Genomic DNA, 18,741 nt, shown 5'->3' with positions numbered 1-18,741 from the left:
TATTAGTCTTCCTATATTTTTAGAAATATAATCAGCATATCCGGGGCTAATACCCCTGAAAAAAGAGTATAAAACCTTAAAAAAGAAATTAAGAAACCGGAAAAGGGTAAAAAGGCATTTATGAAGATAAAAAATCCTTAAAAATACCTCTGAAAAGAAAGTTTCCGGAAAATCTTTCAAAACTGTATTCAAAAAATTCAGAAAGATTGAAACATTTTCGAAAGATTGTAAGTAACCCTTACCGGACTTCAGCAAACTGGCTATAAATCTTTTCGTGCAACCTCCTAATTTCCTCCGCATTCCGGTTCAGTTTTGCACGCGGAACCTTTACGTCCAGGAAAGAGTCAAGCAGGCACTCGGCCGAAAGTACGGTATTTCCCAGGTAACCAGCCTCAGCGTTCTTCCTGACAATTTCGATAGAGAGAGCCGCCTGAGCAGCGGCAAGTTCCAGCTTCCTCCGGGAGGAAAGTTTTCCGAGTTCTCCGAGACAGTAGAGAGGAGTGCACGTTTCTTCGCAAATCCTCCGCTCTTTATACAGGCTCTTCCTTTTCCTGAGCAGAGCCCAGTTCAGCGCAATCTGAGCGTCTTCCAGCAGGAGTTCGGCACTTATAACAGCGTTTTCAAGCCCTGCCCCTGCAGCACTTTTTCCGACATCCCGGATCAGCGAGGGGATATCAGCCTGGAACACTTCCAGGTCCTCACACCCGGAAAAAGTAGCAATTTCTTTCAGGAGAGACTGGCTGGTGATGGCGGCTTTTTCCATTCCCTTCCTGGCCGCCTCTTTTCCGACTTCTTTCAGGGTAGTAGCCACAAGCCTGAGAGATACCGGCATTCCACTATCAGATGCCTTTTTTCCGAGAGTCAAAAGAGCCGATGCAACAGCTAAGACCGTCTCTTCAACCCCCTTTCTAGCCGCTTCCTGTCCGATTCTTCCCAGTGAAACCGATGCATCAAGGAGACCTACTGTCAGTCCCTTTTCAACCGCAACTTCACCGAGGGTTTGTATGCAGGAGACCACCTTTTCCGGACCTGCTTCCGGAAACTGCCCGACACATTTGATTCCGAGATCACCCAGATCGTCGACCGTCCGGAGGAGCTGCACTTCATTCCTCGCCCGAACCGCCGAGAATCCCTGGTCAAGCAGCCGAGCTTCTTCTGTTAAAGGCATACTTCACCTCCAATTCCGCAGCCTTTACTATAAATTATGACCGGGCAGGATATTAAATTTTTCATTTTCCTCCATTTTTTTGTCCTGTTAAACGCAGCAACCCCGGCAAGGGGGACATATTCCAGAATAGGGAAAGAAAACGGAAGAAATAATGAGAAAAAAAGACACCAAAACGAAAAAGTAAAGAAGGAGAAGGCGGGAGGAAAGGCGAGAAGGGAGAAAAAGAAGGGTAAATTAAAGGGATAAAGGAATAAAGGGGGGCCAGAAAAGAAAAAAGGTAGAAAGGAAAGAACTTGAATGAAAGAAGAAGAAAAGGGAAAGGAAAAGGAAAACTTATCTCCTCAATTTCTTCTATTTTCACATTCCGGAAAGGATCTTTTCATGCAATTCCTTTACTTTCTGCAGCTTCTCCAGGCTTTCATCTGTTTCAGCAACTCCTTCACTTTCGAAGTTTTCAAGGGCAAGTTCCGTCACAATAGAAGAATTCGTCAGGACATTTTCTTCAGCCTGAACTTTTAAAGTCTCAAGCGTCCACTGGCTCTGTAGGAAAGCCCCCTGCATGTCCTTCTTCAGGGAAAGTTTTCCGATCTCTTCAACCGAGATGGCGGTTGAACTGAGAGCTTCATCAAAGTATTTTTCCGAAGCCAGCGCGCCAAGTTCCTCCAGCAGAAGGAGTACACTGAGAGATTCGGTCTCAAGCCCTTCTCCGGCAACATTTCTTCCGACCTCTCCAAGGAAAGTCAGCACATTTATCAGCGCTTCTTTCATGTCCCGTTTGCCCGCAACCAGGCCTATTTCCCTGAAGAGCAAAGCCATGGTAACCGTTTCTTCCGTACCCCTCTGCCCGGAAGAGGCTTTTCTGATCTCCATCAGGGTCGTTACCGCAACCTTTGAGGCGGTCCCGAGGTCGCTTTTCACAGCCTTCTTCCCGAGTTTTCCTATCGAAACAACGGTTTTTCCCACTGTGGACTCAAAGCCCTTTTCTGCTGCTGCCTTTGCCAGGTTCCCCATAGCCAGAATGGAATTGATCGTAACGAGTTCGAGTTTTGCCTCCGCAGCCAACTCCGCGATCTCATCGATGGAGAAGATGACCCTCTCGGCATCGGCCCCTTCATTTTCCGTTATGAAGTCTACCGCAATTCCTGTAAGGGAGTCCAGTGCCTGGAAAACCCGGCTCTCATCCCCCTCTTCAACCGAGGTTAAGCCTACCTCCATGGCATCCGCTTCATTCAATGTTATCATTTTCTTTTTCCCCTCTTGTCAGGTTTGTCAAACTATTATGAATTATTTAGATGTTTTTGAGTCTCAGCCTGCTGAATGCTTCTGCGCCCCAGTCAGATAAATAAATATAATAAGTGTACGGTTTTGTTTCCTGCCTACTCTATGAAGTTCTGAGGTTATTAGTGTTGCTATATAGCACGAAAATGCCCAGAGTATAAAGATACGGCTTTATCACCCGGTCTGAGCTTCCAAAAGGCAGCCATCGGGACGAGGGTTTTAACGCGAGAAATCGCAAAATATCGGTCAGAAAATAGGGAAATCCCCGTCAGGAAATAGGGAAATAACTGAGGAGAGTATAAAATATCTTCCTGTCGGGGGATCGTAAAATATTCCCGGCAGGGTAAAGCCTGGAATACTCAGCTGCCAGGAAAATGGGATTGTCAGGTGAAAGGGTGTAAGGAGACGCTAAAAACCTTATTTGTCCAGGCTTTCTGCTTCATTTATCATTTCGGTGCAATTAAAAACTTCAAGGGAGATTTTTGCCATAAGTACATGACTTATCATGTATTTCTCGTCAGTTTCGATTCTCATGTTCTCAAGGGAATGAGCAGCCCGGATAACAGCATTATCAAGGGCTTCGTTTTCGACTTTCTGAGGCTCACTTTCTGAAAGGAAAGGCTCACCTTCCTGCGAACCTCCATTCTCGGAATGGGTAAGTGCAAACCCGAAAACTTCAGAAAAATCGTCTGAAATAAAGGATGCATCCTCATGAAGCGGCGGGGACAGCAAAATTCCCGGCATAACGGGAATAATTCCTCCGTTATCCGGACCCCCTGAAGCGGAATTCTTGCACACGCTCGTACCTACCACCCCAAGAGCCAGGGCCGCAGTCAAAGCTTCACTTTTCTTATCTTGCACGGAGGCGGAATTAACTATTTCTCCCAGGTATGCCACCACAACCCTTACCGCAGCTTCCATCCCCTGTCCGGCTGCAGCTTTTCCGACTGCACAGAGGGAATACAGAATACTCTGGCTTGTATCTGTCATCTCCTTTCCCCTGGCAGCTTTTGCCATCCGGCCCAAGGAGATAAGGGAGATGAAAACCCCGGCTTCCATCCTTTGAAGAGCGGCAGCGTTCCCAATATTTTTTATACAGGTCACAGCTCTCTTGGCATCTGTTTCCAGCCTTTTGTTTATGTATTCTGTCCCGCGCTCGGTCAGGAAATCGATAGACCTGAGCACCCCCAATTCATCCTTTTCCTTAACCGAACTTAAACCAAGGTCTGTAGCCCTTGCCTCATTCAAGATAGACATGTATGATCCTCTTTAAGATATCACCAGGCGCGGAATGGAGCTGGCTTCCGGGTTATCTGGCAGTTTCCATGCTCCTTTACAGGGAAATGCAAGTGTCCGGGACCTCTCCAAACTGCTGTTTTCCCTTTTAATGAAGTTTATTCGGCATTCCCTTCCGGGAACCGTCTCTTTACATTACGGGTTTTCTTGCGGCTTACCCCTTCCTTTTCCGTTTCAAACTTCTCAAAATACTGGAGAGCTACCCCTGCAATGATGGAAGCGCTCATAAGGTAGCGGTCATCGGCGTCAAATTTGATCGTCTCCAGGGAATATGCTGCCTGCAAACGGGCCTTTTTAAGCCCCTGTTCATCTGCAACTCGCCCTATGCCCTCCAGGGAACGGGCAGTTGCTTCAGCAGCCTTCTTCAGGTCCTTTTCAATCGCATTGGACCCCAGTTCCTGCAGGAGGAGCTCGGCATTGAGCGCAGCGGCCTCAAAATTCTGGCTTGCGGCAACTTTCCCGGTAATCCCCAGCCAGGCTAGCGTGCTTTCCGCAGCGTCCCCGAGTTTCTGCTGGGTTACGCTTTTTCCGATCTCCCCCAGGGAAAAAATAACCGCTATTGTTTCTTTTTTCAGTTTCCTGCAAGCCGCCGTGTTCCCCATTTCTCCCAGGCAGGAAGCAGCCACCTTTGCGGGAACTTCAAGCTTCTGCTCTCCCGCAGCTTTTCCGACCTCCCCGATCGCCAGGGCAATGCTTACAAGGATACTTTCCATCTGCTGCCTGCAGGCTTCCTTTGCAACCGGGGCCAGGAGCAGGAGTGAGGTAATAGCTGCCATTTCCAGCCGCTTTAAAGCTGCTGCTCTTCCGATATCCTTTATGTACTCAACTATTCTCCTGGTATCGGCTTCCTTGCCTTCCCCGGCATACTTAACCGCAATTTCATTCAGGTAATTCAGAAGTTGTATGACCTCAGCTTCGCTTCCTTCATTGACTGCAGCCATTCCCATTTCAAAAGCTTCGGTTTCATCCAGCGGAAGAATCCTGCATCCCCCAAGTTCTACTTTTGCATAAGAGTATTGCCGTGTGAGGATATTAGCTTTGCCATGTAAGAAACAGGGCAGGGTTTTCCCTTTGGTCTCCCTCAGTTCAATGAAAAATCTTACATGAAAAGAACTTCCTATACAATTTCAAGAAATGATAAAAAGCTTTAAATAATATTTTACGGTAATAAGATACCGGTTGCTTGCAAGCGGACCTCGAAGCCTCATTTCACACACACACACGAGAATCACAACGATTACTCTAGATGGATAGGTTCATCCCTTCTTCCTGTCCGTTCCGTTCGCTTGTGAGTACCACCCCATCATAACCTTTCCTGAATTTCCGTCTTTAGAAAAACCCTGTACACCATCTTTTCAGAAATCCCCTAATAACGTTTTTTTCGCACCCCAAATACCGTCTTTACAAAAAATTCGGTACGTTAAATTCGGTAGGTTGACACCTTGCAACAACAGTTGTGAGAAAGGGGGATAATATGGGAGGAGAAATAAGTCCTGAAGAGTTGAAAAAACGGGAAGAAATGGTCATATCAATGTGCATTTGCCCGTCCTGCCCTTCCTGGGTCGAATGCGGGGAAAAAGGTGGCTACTGCTTTGAGACGATAAGCAAGAGAGGGGGCATAAGTGAAGAAAACGGCTGTATTTGCCTCGGCTTCCCGGTAGCTAACAAATTAAGGCTTGACTATATGTATTAACTGCATCAGAGGTTCGGCAAAAGAACAGGAAAGCTAAAAAGTCCAAATAGTAAATCATCCAATTATCTATTTTCACTCACAGCAACAGGACAGAAGTTTGATCCGAAAAAAGGTGCTCGGACCCGGATGTCCGGATCCGGCTCTGAAAGTTTCTGAAATTATCAGTTTAGAATACGAGTCCGAGGTCTTCGAGCTGCTTCCTTGCTCCGTCGTAGACCTGCATGTATTCGTCCGTGGGTGTTACGGTCTTAACGTCGTAGCATTCCTGGAAGGTCTTGCCTGCGGGTGCGTTTGCATAGTTCTTCTCGTAGAGGCCGACGAGCTTGTCGAGGATTCCGTTGACTTCTGCGATGTCCATGCCTGCGGTTGCCCTTGCGACTTCTCCCATCATCCTGGCTTCCATACCTGTGGTCTTGTCGGTGACGACACCCTTTGCGGCTGCCACACCGGAGAGGATTTCACGGCCTGAAGCGGTGTCAGTCATGGACTGGGCGGAAGCTTCGAGGAGACACATCTCGGTACAGGGGCCTGCACATGGGTAGTACTGGTTCCCGGAGAGGATGTCTGTAAACTCGGAGATAGTTGCACATGCCCAGCCTGCGATTGTCAGGGTTTCCCTGGTGTTGGTGGATCCCCAGCGGATGTGGACAGGGCCGTCAAGGTGCCAGCTTGCGCTGCTCATGACGAATGCGTTGATGTGGGTTGCAATGTCCACGATTGTGGTCTCTTCAATGCCGCCGGCGTATCCGCCAAAGATTGGCATCTGTTCGTCCATGATAATATCGCTGTTGCCTTTGTAGTGAGCAATTACTGCGATTGCATCGAGGTCGATCTTCAGCTCGTTGAGCTGGGAGACTTCGTGGCTGTCAGAGGAGATCTGTCCACCGTAGCAGTCAGAGGCAATGTTTCCCTGAGCGGACAGGGAGGTCTCAGGGCCCTATATGCCCATGCCTGGCCTGCCGGCCATTGCTGCTGCCTGCTTGATGAGCCTGGTTTCGGTCTTTGATGCCAGGACTTCATAGGGGCTTCCCGGAATTGGAGGCTTGCCGCGGACGGAGGTCATAACACCGTCTACAATGGTGTCTACTTCCTTTTCCAGGGCGTAGCTCATGTGGACTGGCATGAAGACTTCTTCGGAAATCGGGGACCCGGTAGGACCTCCCTGGACAATTGGCTTCCTCTTGTCTCCGATGCTTCTCTTCTTGAACTGAACTGAATCCCTACCGGTCCCGAGGGTGAATTCCGTCTGGATGTTGTTGAGTGCGTCCCAGATCTCTTCTTCGGTGTACTTGACGATCCTGTGGGTGTCAGTACAGTAGATACCGCAGTCGAGGAGCATCTCAAACCCTGCCTGGAAGAGCTTTTCCATCATGTCCTTGTCGGTAGGGATGATCTCTCCCTTGAAGTCAAGCCCGTACTTCTGCTTAAGCTCCATGGACTTCATGGGAATTGTCATGAGGTCCCAGTCGTCCTGGGTGCATTTCTCACCGACTTTTGCTCTGTCGTAGAAATCGTAGCAATCAAATGATTTTCTGAATGTCATGTCTGGTTCCCCCGATTATTTCATAACTTCAAGTGCTACTTTTGCGGCTTCTGCAGCGTTCTCTGCGGTTGCGTCTGCTCCGATTTCTTCGATCCAGCCGTCAGAAACAGGGGCTCCTCCGAACATGCACTTTACGCTGTCTCTCAGGTTTTCTTCCCTGAGCAGATCCATGAGGTCCTTCTGGCCGAGCATGGAGGTGGTCATAAGGGCGGAACCTACAAGAATGACTTTTTCTCCCTTGTGCTTTGCAACCTCTTCTACAACAGTCTCGTTGAGAACGTCGGTTCCGAGGTCAAGGATATCGAAACCATTTGCTCCGAGCATGGTTGAGACAAGGCGGTGTCCGATGTCGTGGATGTCCCCTTCTGCAACAAAAGTGATTGCAAGCCCGGTTTCTTCTCCTTCCTTCCTGGTCTTCTCAAGTTCGGGAGTAAGGATTTCCATTGCCCCGCTCATTGCTTTTGCAGACATCATAATCTGGGGAAGGAAGATTTCAGCAGCCTCGAACTTTTCCCCTACGATTTTCATTCCTGGGGAAAGGCCCTTTGTGATAATATCAAGTGCCGGAATTCCTGCATCAAGGGATTCCCGGGTTAACTGTACACATCCTGCGATATCCTGATTAACGACAGAGTCGCAAAGTTTGTCAAAAATTTCTTCGTTTGCCATTTTTGAATCCTCCATATTTATTTTTGCATTTTGCCCTGAGCTACGCGAACGGATTACGGAATCTTATTCCCACTTTATTCATATATATAAATTACGCTAGTAGACGCAGAAAAAAAGAACTCAATATAAATATATTATGGATAGATTCCTGAGGCCCGGATAAAGGGATTTATCGGAAAAACAGCAGGAAGAGTGCAAACGAAGCGAGGTTCAGCAAAAAACCGAAAACACTGGCAATAAGTCCTGCCCTTGCTACACTATCAGGTCCTTTTTTCAGGCGTGCCCTGGCAAGAACAATGCCTATGAAAGCAAAAGGTATCGCAAAAGATGTTAGAAATACGCTCCCGATTCCCAGCAAGAAAGACAGGGAAAAGAATATGCTTACAAGCCCGCATACCAGGCTTAAAGTCCCTGAATTTTCGGACAGATTGCTAATTTTCTTTCCTCCCTGAAAAATTTAATATTATGGGCTGCAATATAAAGAGCTTAAACTTAAATTAAATTCCATGAGCTTCATCTAAATAGGTTAATCTTGTCACATAACATAATAATTGGTAACATAAAGTTCGTTGAAAAATTATTTATCGAGCTTTACCCCTATTTTTCCGCCTTCAAGTTTCCACTCAACCTTCTTTAATTCAAGACTGTCGTTCAGGCATTCCCCGGTCCTGATGTCAAACCTCCTTCCATGGCAGATGCACTTAAGTTCATGATCTTCGAGCACGCCCCTGTCCAGCGGACAGTGTGCATGGGGACAGGTATTTAAAAATGCGTAAATTTTGCCCTCTATTTTAATGAAGAGTATACCTTTTCCTTCAAGTTCCACAAGATGGAGAATTCCTTCTTTCAATCCGCTTTCCTCAGCCGCATAATGCCAGGGAGGCTCAAAACCGGATGTACCACTGGTTCCGGAGATTTTTCCTGATGTCTTATCAGATACCATTTACCACACACCTTCAACCCTTTCCGGGATTTTATTCCCTGCTTATTATTAGCCGGGGAGCCCGATATAAGCTTTTGCCGGAGAAGGGAAAAGCTCAAGCTGAAATAAAGGTTGCGGAAAATGAGAGATGATGAAAAAGGAGATTGAAAAAGGAGACTGAATAAAGAGGCTGAATAAAGAGACTGAAAAAGGAAACTAAAAAAGGAAACTAAAAAAGAAAACTAAAAAAGAAAACTAAAAAAGAAAACTAAAAAAGAAAACTAAAAAAGATGATGTAGAAAAGCTCCGTATCAGTGAAGTATCCCATCATCATTCAGGATTTTCAGGAGTTCAATTATCGAATAGGAGGCTCTGGTGATCCCCATACTGCGCTTATCGGTATCCGTACCAGCAATGTAGAGGTTCTTTACAGGAGTACGAATGTCCGCGAATTTTCCGTCAATAGTAACTGCGGCTTTTTCGGGGATCATTATCTGCTCATGCTTCATCACTATTTGCTGCTCGATGTTCGGAAGAGCCCGATAAATCGTATCATAGGCCTTCCTGACCTCGTGTTTCTCACTTCTGTGTTCGTCGATTACAAAGGAAAAGCCCACGAGCTGCCTGTCCTTCGGGGCAAGGGAAGGGTCATAGTTGCTGGTAGGCATGGCCCAGTAAGCAAAGTCCTTGAACCAGATCTCGGAACCGATATAGTTAAACTCTGGAAGGTTTTTTTGCAGACCCAGCCAGATTGTGAGGCTTTTGGTGTGGACGATCCCCTTCAGGTTTTCCAGGTAATCCGAAGGCAGATCCCTCATTAGGTTCGGGAGGTCGGTTGAAAATCCGGTATAGATGACAATTTCTGCGGAGTAGGCTTCATCGGCTTCAACGCCTGCAACCTTACCATCCTGCACCTGGATGCCTGTTACCTCACACTCGGTCTTGATTTCTACCAGGTCCGGGAGGGAATAGATTATGGCGTTAAGGAGGGATTTAAGGCCCTTCCTGGGATAGCCCTGGGAATAGTTAACCCTGTTAGTGGCAAGCCTTTCCAGGGACGTGAAGGGCTGGGAAACCCTGTTCATCCGGGCCTGGAGGGAAGAGTGCAGGTTCAGGGGAAGCAGGGAAGCCAGAATGGACTCTGTGGACTGCCTTTTTCTGGGTTCCATTCTCCCGATCATTTCACCGAATTGTTCCTGGGTTATGCTGTCCCTCACAAAACTGCTGCCTGTAAGGATCCGGTAAGCTGATGTCTCTTTCATGGACCTGCCGGAAAGGAAGCCCGAAATAGTGTCCACGAAATCACAGGTATCTTTGGAAAGGGTCCTTGGCAGGTAATCATACACGGACTGCCCCGAAAGGTCAACCCCGAAAGTTGAAAGGGTCAGGGCTTTCGTAATCGCCTGGGAAAGCATGAGCCTGTCCTTTCTCGGGAGTACGTCGAAAGTAACGAAATCCTTCAGGTTTGAAGGGACTTTGGTAAAGGAGTTTTCTGTCCGAACATAGTAGTGCCCGTAGTCTTCGAAAACCGGCAGGTAGTCAAAGTAGTTGTCCATGAGTCTCCTGAGGGGCCCCTCATGGAGATGGGTTATGGCATGGGCTCCGGTATCCACCTGGAAGCCATCTACCATATAGCTGTTACAGTTTCCCCCAATGTTCCTGTTTTTCTCGAGGACCAGTACCTTTTTCCCGTGCTTGGAAAGCGTAAGCGCAGCCAGGAGCCCGCTGACACCCGCCCCGACAACAATTACATCGTATTTTTTCATTCCCTGAACTACCTCTATTTTTTCTGTGAATCAAGCTCTTCTTCACCGCACCTTATACATTTGGCAATCTCAATTCACAACACAATTCCACCTACAGTGGAACGCATAAAAGATAAAAATTATGTTATGCAACTGTAGTAAAGCGCCTTAATCACAGCATATGTTAAAAGTTACATTATATATAATTTCTTTAGAAAGGGTATTATACTTCCCCAAAAATGCCTTTTTATTACAGGTTCAGATGCAGGTAATGTAGCCAGGACTGTCCAGGCTCATATCTTTTTGCTCTTCCACGGCGCATTCCATGCAGAGCTTCCTCCCTTTTATCTTAACAAAGTTATCCGTCTCCTTTCCACAACGTTCACATTTATTCATTTTCCTCCACCCGGTTGATACTATGGACGTTTTGCTATAAATACGGGAAGGTAATCGGAAATAACGGAAGTTAAAAATGAAGATAAGATAGAATGAAAAAATGAAGACAGAAGGTAACAAGAAGAAATGAAGACAGAAGGTAACAAGAAGAAATGAAGACAGAAGGTAACAAGAAGAAATGAAAAGTGAAGGTAACAAGAAGAAATGAAAAGTGAAGGTAACAAGAAGAAATGAAAAGTGAAGGTAACAAGAAGAAATGAAAAGTGAAGGTAACAAGAAGAAATGAAAAGTGAAGGTAACAAGAAGAAATGAAAAGTGAAGGTAACAAAAAGAAATGAAAAGTGAAGGTAACAAGAAGAAATGAAAAGTGAAGGTAACAAGAAGAAATGAAAAGTGAAGATAGCAATAAAAGATGAATATGGTTCTTCACCATTTCTCGTGGATAAGACAAGTTTCAATTCAAGACCGCTTCTGTTTTTGTGAGGGTTGCACACAAAAAAAAAGGAGCCAAATAGCAATAGAAAAGAGGTTAAAATGTTTAAGTTTGAATAAGTGATCCTGAACCGGAGGAATTCGGAATTCCTTTTTCGCGATCCCCACAGCCAGGACCTTTTCAACGATTACTCTTGCAGGTTCACACTTCCTGCGCGTCCCGTCCGTATGACTTTACCCAGGTTTTTAACTTTGCAGGCGGGAAGTCTCCTTCCTCGGAGGCCGTAGGCCGACAGGTGGGGGATGAAAGCCGTCCACTTCCCGGAACTACAATAAAATAACTTTTTACAAATTGTTCAAAGACTCATATATATATGCAAACTGACATATTCAAAATGTCCCATGCAACTAACTGAAAAGATCAAAATTCATCCTACAGAAGAACAGGTCGATGTTCTCTGGACCACATCTAACCTCTGTAGGTTGACCTATAATTTTGCTCTGACCGAAAGACAGGAAGCGTGGAAAAACGAGAACAGGCGTGTCAGGTATGTGGAACAACAAAACAAGCTACCCGAGATAAAAGAAAAGTTTCCTCAGTACAAAATGGTCTATTCCAAAGTGTTGCAGGGAGTTCTCAAAAAGCTTGACGCTAACTACAAATCATTTTTTGCCCTTCGAAAAAACGGGGATACAGGTGCAAGACCACCAAAACACAGGGGAAAAAACTACTTTTTCACAATAGTATACAACCAGAGTGGTTTCAAGTTCGGGGACGGAAACGTTTCTTTTTCCCATAAGGTCAACGAAGTTCCTCTGTCTTTTGAGATTGATAGGGGGTTCGAAAAAAGGAAAGTCAAACAGGTAGATATCTACAACAGTGACCCCTATAAAGCCAGAGGAGACTGGTTTATCTCAGTTACCTATGACTACGAACCGGAAGTTCAGTACCATGATAACGGTCTGTATCAGGCGATTGATGCAGGGGTTACGAAAATGGTAACTGCTGTCAACTCTTACGGAAAGTTTTTCGAAGCAAAAACCGCAAGACCTGATAAGTACTGGAACAAAAAAATTGATACTCTGAAATCCAGGAGAGATCACTGCAAGAAGAATAGCAGAAGATGGCAGAGGTTCAATAGCAACGTCAAAAAAATGGAGAGAAAAAGATCTAACCAGAATAAGGATTATCAGCACAAACTCTCCCTAAAGATGGTTAAAAACACGAAGGCTAACACCATCATAGTAGGGGATCTGAAAGTCAAGAAAATGGCTAAGTCAAAAAAGCTGAAAGGAAAGCGGAAAAAAGGACTCAACAGGTCTACTCAGAATCAGGGTTTCATTTCTCGCTTCATCGGATTTTTGACCTACAAAGCAAAAAAAGTAGGTAAGAAAGTAATAAAAATCGATGAAAGTTATACGTCAAAAGAATGTTACGTTTGCAAAAAACGGCATGATATGCCACTATATCAGCGAACTATGTCTTGTGATTGTGGAAACGTCATAGACAGGGATAAAAACAGTGCTATCAACATCATTGAACGTTTCCTATCACAGAATGCCTTGTGGACAGGCTATCGGTTCTTTGCCGATAATCTTCGACAAACAGGCTTGATGATGGGTATCGAGTTCTTAGAGCCGATACCTGGATGATTCGAGTACTCGAAGGAAGCCCCTTCCTCGGCTCCGAAGGAGGCAGGGAGGGGTAGTTCACGCCCCTTTTTCCACAACATCTTCTTCTCGGGGCTTTTTTCCGAACCTGGTATGACGTGTACGCCAACTCCTGTTCCGCTACCTGGAGCCTGGGCCATTTTTCAACAACGTCCTCTGACGGGCCCAACTTCAAGCCGGAAATCCTGTACAGCTTTTTTAGTACGAGATCTCGAGAAAGCCCGGGAACCCTGGGCTTACCTGATACCGTGTACAGGGTAAACATTAAGTAACTGACTGGAACCGCAAAGAAAATACCCGGTTCCGTGTCAAATCGGATTTTCTATCAGCATCTGCGCTTCATGGAAACCTGGAAAGGCATGCATCGGGGAGCAGTATTCCAATTTCTCAAAAAATTGAGTTTTGCTTTCTCCGGTGCCTCCTTACCCGAACCCGCAGGGTTCAGGGTCATACCCAGTACAATCCGATTAGCGCTACCAGAGTGAACAGTACACCGAAAGTACCGATTATCACCCTGTTTTGCTGCATCATTTTGTCGTGCTGCATCATTTTGTTCTGCTGCATAGGGAACCTCCCTTATCAGAATATCTCCGATAACTACTTATAACTCATTTAACAAACCGGAATCCACTATCCTAGTTACGCGATATGCAAATAAAAACATTTCGATTTACATTCAAGTGAGGGTTCATTTTAGCAAAACATTTTTATATAGGGATTGTTACTCCCCCACTTTTTTTGGATGTAACTCCAGAAAATCCCGGACCAGTCCAATGCCATAATATATAAACCGAGGGCACATATTTTCCTTCATAGGGGAACTTTCCTTTATAGGGGAACTGGAGCGGGAACTAATGGCAAAAAGGCTCAAGGTTGCAAACCAGGCCCGCTGCATCGGGTGTTATTCCTGCATGCTGGCGTGCGCACGGACATGGTACGATACGATTTCTCTGAAAAACAGCTGCATTGACATCCAGACAAGTGGGGGGATAGAAAGCGCCTATGTTTCCATAGTCTGTCATGCCTGCATTGACCCCCCCTGCGCAAAAGTCTGTCCTCAGGGAGCACTGACCAAACGCAAAGGTGGGGGTGTAATAGTCCATAAGGAGCTTTGTAACGGCTGCGGGAACTGTATGGATGCCTGCCTGGTAGGGGCAATCCACCTTGACTCGGGAAAGAAAGCGGTCATATGCAGGCACTGCGGGGTCTGCACGAAGTTTTGCCCCCATGACGTGCTGGAAATGGTAGAAGTGGAAGAAAGCGGAGAACCGAAAATTACGGATACTGAGGCTAAAGAAAGCCAGGAAGTTTTGCCGGAACCGCAGCAGGAAACGGCTTCCCCGGAAAAGACAGAATCCGGAGTTGAGAAATGATGCATGGTTCAAGTATAAAACCCGGAGTTGAGAAATAATGCCCTGTTCAAGCGTAATTCCCGGCCTGACCAGCATACTCTACCTGGACCTGAGCAACAAGACCTATGATATCGTGGAACGGAAGGACCTCTATGAAAAGTACCTGGGAGGTGTAGGGGTGGCCACCGAACTCATGCTCGAAGAATATAAGGAAGGTACAGGCCCTCTTGATCCCGATATGCCCGTAATCCTGAGCACGGGCCCCCTTTCAGGGGTCTATCCCACCTGCACGAAAACCGTTGCTATGTTCCGCTCCCCCCTGAACGGGGAACTGGGGGAATCCTATGCAGGCGGGCACCTGGCAATGTCCTTGCGTTTTGCCGGGTATGAAACCATTGTCATCAAGGGTGCGTCGGAGTATCCGGTTTATGTTGCGATCCACAATGGTGAGATAACTTTTAAGGACGCCTCCTCAATCTGGGGGCTTTCCTCAACTACCGATATAGGGAAAATTCTCCGCCGGGTAGAGAAAGGGGCAGGCAGGCGGAGCATCATAAGGATCGGGGTTGCAGGCGAGAGAAAGGTAAGCTTTGCAAGCGTGAACGTGGACACCTATAGGCACTTCGGGCGCCTGGGGCTCGGAGCCGTGCTCGGGGCAAAGAAACTGAAAGCGATTGTCATTTCAGGCGATCAGGAAATCCGGAGTCCACAGCATAAGGACTACCGGAAGATGTATAAGGTGCTCTATGAAACGATTGTAAAAACAGGCCTGATGGAAAAGTACCACAACCTCGGCACAAGCGAAAACATCCTTGTCCTGAACGAATTGAAGGGGCTTCCCACAAAGAATCTGCAGGAGAGTTCTTTCGAAGGTGCGGAAACGATTTCAGGGGAGCATTTTGCGGACAACTACCTGATCCGCCGCGTCTCCTGCGCGGGCTGCCCCATCGGCTGCATCCACATAGCAATGCTCAAGCGGCCCTTCTCCAAGTCCCACGAGTATGAAACCCTGAACATTTCTTACGATTACGAGCTGATCTATTCAGTAGGCTCAAACCTTGGCATCTCAAATCCCGAAGCTGTGCTTGACCTGATCGACACCTGCGAGAAGGTGGGTGTGGACGTCATAAGCATGGGAGTCATACTTGCCTGGGCGACCGAAATACAGGCTCTTGGGACGATCTCGACCAAAGAAACCCTGGGACTTGAACTGAAATGGGGCGACCACAGGACCTATATGCGGGCAATAGAGTTGACCGTCCAGGCCCCGAACGAATTTTATTCGAGTCTGGCAAAAGGGGTGGTCTTTGCCTCAAAAAAATACGGGGGAGAGGATTTTGCCATACAGCTCGGGGGCCTGGAAATCCCCGGATACCACACAGGGGTAGGAAACATCGTTGGGCTGTCCATGGGCACCCGCCATTCCCATGTGGATAACGCAGGTTACTCCGCAGACCAGAAAGCCTTTAACAAAGACCTCTCGGACGAAGAAATCGTCGACCTGGTGATCAAAGAAGACGACCTGCGCTGCATGCTCAATGCCCTCACCATCTGCTTATTTGCACGGGGAGTCTACACCCCGGAAGTGGTATCCGAAGCCCTTGCAACCCTGGATATCGACAGAAGCCCGGAAGCGCTGACAGAACTTGGAAAGGAGATTTTCAGGAAAAAATACGAACTTAAGAAAAAATTTGGGTTCAAGTTCGAAAACCTGACCCTGCCAAAAAGGTTCTTTGAAACCGCCTCGACCACAGGGATTCTTGAGGAGGAAAGAGTAAGAAAAGCTCTCGAATTATATATAAGAAAAAGGGGGCTTTAAGTCCGAAAAAGCCTCAGAATGGTGTGCTTTCTGAAATTTTCAGCTTTTACGGACAGGCCCTGTATGCTTCGCCAAGCATTTTCCCGGTGTCGGGATTGTTCATCGCAATTGCACCATTTTTTAGCCCGAAACGCAATGGTGCGGATTTTGAGCCTTCGGGTATCCCTGGGATTCAGGGGATTCTTAATTTAAAATAATTATATATTGGACACTGAAATATACAAACTCAATGAATATAAAGATTTTTATTAAAAGGTAAAAATATCTTTTAGAAAAAAATTAAAATACTTTTTCTAGAAGTTGAACACATTCCACCCTGCTTTTTTTGAAACTTCAGGAGAGTGCCGGACAATTATCCAAAAAAATGATCTGAAGACTTTCTCCGGGGCTTCCGCAGTTAGCATTACTTCCATGGTTAGGGATAAGTCAAATATGATATCAAGTATTTTTGTTTACAATTCCTTAACCACGGAAGACACGTAAGGACACGGAAACCGGCCTGACGGCCGGTGAGTACTCCGGGACTTTAAATAATCGATTCAAAACCCATTGTGAACAAAACGCCAGATCAACCTTAATTACCGTCTTCCAACCGATCTTTTTCCGTGCTTTTCCGTGTATTTCCTTGGTTTGAATGCACACACCAAACGTCTCCACCAACAAAAACACAACCTATATGAGTATAGAGCAATTCCCGATACGAAAATCTGAAGTTATATTTTCATCATTCCTTAGCATTACTTCCATGGTTAGTAGTGCTTCCACGGTCAGTAGCCCTTCTATATCTGAGTTCAAAAAATAGGAATAAGGGAAATAAAGGCACCTGATAGGCCGCTTAGTGCTTATGAAGGCTCAGATCGCTTTCACTTCTCTTCAAGTTACTTCTCTACTTCTCTTTCACTTCTCTTCAAGTTACTTCTCTACTTCTCTATCACTCCTCTTCGGAAGCACCCGCACCTGCAGGTTCCGGTTTTCCCCTCTTGAATTTGGGGTCCTCCCCGTCTCCAAGTACACATGCTGTGCCCTCGGCTCCTTCGAGCCCTTCTCCTTTCCCGCCCTTACCTCCGATAAAGCGGTCCATTACCGTGCAGGTTACCAGGTCCCCGGCAACGTTTACGGACGTACGGGTCATGTCCAGGATACGGTCTACTCCCATGATGAGGGCTATTCCGGTGGTAGGGATTCCCACGCTGCTCAGGATCATCGCCAGGATAACTATCCCTACTCCGGGAATCGAGGGGGTGCCAATTGCGGCTGCCACGGCCATGACCATAACGAGCACGAGCTGCCCGAACCCAAGGTGGATTCCGAAGACTTCTGCCAGGAAGACCGTTGCAACGCCCTGGTAAAGGGCGGTCCCGTTCATGTTAACGGTAGCACCCAGGGGGATTACGAACTGGGAAATTGAAGGCCTGACCCCCAGCTTTTCTTCGGCGGTCTTGATGGAAACGGGCATAACGGCAGCGGAACTTGAGGTGGAAAAGGCAAGGAGAAGGACGTCCCAGACAGCTTTCAGGAAATCAAAGGGGTTTTTCCTGGCCAGGACGGAAATGATTATCAGGTTCATGCCCATCAGGAGCCCCAGGCTTGCCAGCACTGTTGCCACGTAGACGGCCATGCCCACCAGGGCATCTATCCCAAGCATGATGGTAAACTTGGTAAGCAGCCCGAAAACCGCAACCGGAGCAAGGGCCATGCTCCACTTCACCACGGTCATGCAGATAGCCTGCACGGAGTTCAGGAGGTGGATCAGGGGGACAGCCTGCCGCCTGCTCAGGGAGACAAGGGCCACACCAACTATGATAGCAATGATCACGACCTGTAACATTTCCCCCTGCACCATGGCGTCCAGGGGGTTGGAAGGGAGGAGCCCTCCGATCTTTGAAGGCAGGTCCCCGAGAGATAAAGAAAAATCCATATCTTGCGCGACTGAGGGAGCTTCTCCTTCCATCGCAGCCTGGAGCAGTTCCCCGCCTATGTACTGTCCGGGCCTGATGAAAAGCGCCATCCCGAGCCCGATGCAGGTCGCTATAGCCGTGGTCACGATAAAGTAAAGCGCAGTTGACAGGCCTGTTTTCTTAAGATCTGCCATACTCTCACTCGAAGCGACCCCCAGGATGATGGAAGCTAGTACAAGAGGGATCACGATCATCTTCAGCAGGCCCAGGAAAATGTACCCCGGAAGGGCGATCCATTCCCCGATAACCTCAGCCATTTCGGGCTCGACAAACCCTCCGAAGGGCCCAAGTAGCAGTCCCACAGCCACACCCAGAAACATACCCAGCAGGATTTTGAGCCAGAGCCTCTTTTCCATAAGCTCATGGAGGTGATGGCTCATATACTTGAGAGAATGAGGGTGATTAAAATCCAGGGGGCAATAGAGACGGGAAATCCCCTCGGCTATTTCATGAGTTATTTCTTTCGTTTCCTCGGCGATTTCGTGGGTAATTTCCATGGGATCGGGAATATGGTGGTGCTTCTTGTCAGGCATGGAGAATCAGTAACCTAAGTTCTGTTGATATTTGAGAAAATATTGAAGATTTTTATAATCTTTTGTTATAAATTTAGCTTGATCTTATATTTACTTTCTTATTTATTATTATAAATTCATAAAAAATACATAGGGAGTTTTGGTAAAAAACAGTAATATAAATACTATGATGAGAAAACGCAAACAAACCTTCACCAAAAGGATCCGGAAAAACGGACTCAGAAAATAAAAATAACAAAAAGAATAAATTTTGGCTACGGAACTGC

General features: G+C 46.8%; 14 protein-coding genes and 1 pseudogene. 5 read left to right on the top strand and 10 right to left on the bottom strand.

Annotation, left to right across the window (positions count from 1 at the left end; all coding sequences use genetic code 11):
• Positions 1-238: 238 nt before the first annotated feature.
• Positions 239-1,168 (bottom strand): hypothetical protein, encoded by a 930-nt coding sequence (locus MSMTP_RS08370; RefSeq protein ID WP_048178614.1) that lies wholly within the window; start codon positions 1,166-1,168, stop codon positions 239-241.
• 36 nt (positions 1,169-1,204) lie between these two features.
• On the opposite strand from MSMTP_RS08370, the gene MSMTP_RS08365 reads away from it, so the two are divergent.
• Entirely contained in the window at positions 1,205-1,414 is a 210-nt protein-coding gene (locus MSMTP_RS08365) for a hypothetical protein (RefSeq protein ID WP_048178613.1), read from the top strand.
• Between the two features lie 111 nt (positions 1,415-1,525).
• Here the strand turns inward: MSMTP_RS08365 and MSMTP_RS08360 are convergent, their stop codons facing one another.
• The 3 genes from MSMTP_RS08360 to MSMTP_RS08350 all read right to left on the bottom strand — a co-directional run bounded on the left by MSMTP_RS08360 (position 1,526) and on the right by MSMTP_RS08350 (position 4,689).
• Positions 1,526-2,410, bottom strand: coding sequence for a hypothetical protein (locus MSMTP_RS08360; RefSeq protein ID WP_048178612.1), 885 nt, complete (start codon positions 2,408-2,410; stop codon positions 1,526-1,528).
• A 453-nt stretch (positions 2,411-2,863) separates the two neighbouring features.
• Complete coding sequence (locus MSMTP_RS08355) at positions 2,864-3,703, bottom strand: hypothetical protein (protein ID WP_048178611.1); 840 nt, start codon at positions 3,701-3,703, stop codon at positions 2,864-2,866.
• Between the two features lie 137 nt (positions 3,704-3,840).
• Complete coding sequence (locus tag MSMTP_RS08350; protein WP_048178610.1) at positions 3,841-4,689, bottom strand: hypothetical protein; 849 nt, start codon at positions 4,687-4,689, stop codon at positions 3,841-3,843.
• A gap of 527 nt (positions 4,690-5,216) precedes the next feature.
• Between MSMTP_RS08350 and MSMTP_RS08345 the strand changes: the two genes are divergently transcribed.
• Entirely contained in the window at positions 5,217-5,435 is a 219-nt protein-coding gene (locus MSMTP_RS08345; RefSeq protein WP_048178609.1) for a DUF2769 domain-containing protein, read from the top strand.
• Positions 5,436-5,601: 166 nt separating this feature from the next.
• Here the strand turns inward: MSMTP_RS08345 and MSMTP_RS19175 are convergent.
• The 5 genes and pseudogenes from MSMTP_RS19175 to MSMTP_RS19170 form a co-directional block, all read right to left on the bottom strand.
• Positions 5,602-6,978: pseudogene (locus tag MSMTP_RS19175) on the bottom strand (monomethylamine:corrinoid methyltransferase).
• A 15-nt stretch (positions 6,979-6,993) separates the two neighbouring features.
• Positions 6,994-7,647 carry a methyltransferase cognate corrinoid protein gene (locus MSMTP_RS08330; protein ID WP_048178606.1) on the bottom strand — a complete coding sequence of 218 codons (654 nt, stop codon included), beginning with the start codon at positions 7,645-7,647 and terminating at the stop codon, positions 6,994-6,996.
• A 577-nt stretch (positions 7,648-8,224) separates the two neighbouring features.
• Positions 8,225-8,590: a Rieske (2Fe-2S) protein gene (locus MSMTP_RS08320; RefSeq protein WP_048178605.1), complete on the bottom strand. Its 366-nt coding sequence runs from the start codon at positions 8,588-8,590 to the stop codon at positions 8,225-8,227.
• Between the two features lie 290 nt (positions 8,591-8,880).
• Positions 8,881-10,335 carry an NAD(P)/FAD-dependent oxidoreductase gene (locus tag MSMTP_RS08315; protein ID WP_048178604.1) on the bottom strand — a complete coding sequence of 485 codons (1,455 nt, stop codon included), beginning with the start codon at positions 10,333-10,335 and terminating at the stop codon, positions 8,881-8,883.
• A gap of 237 nt (positions 10,336-10,572) precedes the next feature.
• Positions 10,573-10,710: a hypothetical protein gene (locus tag MSMTP_RS19170; RefSeq protein WP_156153750.1), complete on the bottom strand. Its 138-nt coding sequence runs from the start codon at positions 10,708-10,710 to the stop codon at positions 10,573-10,575.
• Between the two features lie 834 nt (positions 10,711-11,544).
• Here MSMTP_RS19170 and MSMTP_RS08310 point away from each other — a divergent pair.
• From MSMTP_RS08310 to MSMTP_RS08300, 3 genes are all read left to right on the top strand, one after another.
• Entirely contained in the window at positions 11,545-12,795 is a 1,251-nt protein-coding gene (locus MSMTP_RS08310) for an RNA-guided endonuclease TnpB family protein (RefSeq protein WP_048178603.1), read from the top strand.
• Positions 12,796-13,667: 872 nt separating this feature from the next.
• Positions 13,668-14,186 carry a 4Fe-4S binding protein gene (locus tag MSMTP_RS08305; protein ID WP_082090555.1) on the top strand — a complete coding sequence of 173 codons (519 nt, stop codon included), beginning with the start codon at positions 13,668-13,670 and terminating at the stop codon, positions 14,184-14,186.
• A gap of 37 nt (positions 14,187-14,223) precedes the next feature.
• Entirely contained in the window at positions 14,224-15,984 is a 1,761-nt protein-coding gene (locus MSMTP_RS08300) for an aldehyde ferredoxin oxidoreductase family protein (protein WP_048178602.1), read from the top strand.
• A gap of 931 nt (positions 15,985-16,915) precedes the next feature.
• On the opposite strand, the gene MSMTP_RS08295 is transcribed toward MSMTP_RS08300, so the two are convergent.
• Positions 16,916-18,475, bottom strand: coding sequence for a dicarboxylate/amino acid:cation symporter (locus MSMTP_RS08295; RefSeq protein ID WP_048178601.1), 1,560 nt, complete (start codon positions 18,473-18,475; stop codon positions 16,916-16,918).
• Positions 18,476-18,741: the final 266 nt, after the last annotated feature.

The sequence above is a fragment of the Methanosarcina sp. MTP4 genome (genome assembly GCF_000970045.1).
In the GTDB taxonomy this organism is placed as follows: Archaea; Halobacteriota; Methanosarcinia; order Methanosarcinales; family Methanosarcinaceae; genus MTP4.
The sequence above is the reverse complement of the archived record's forward strand: the minus strand, read 5'-3'. Positions and strand labels throughout refer to the sequence as shown.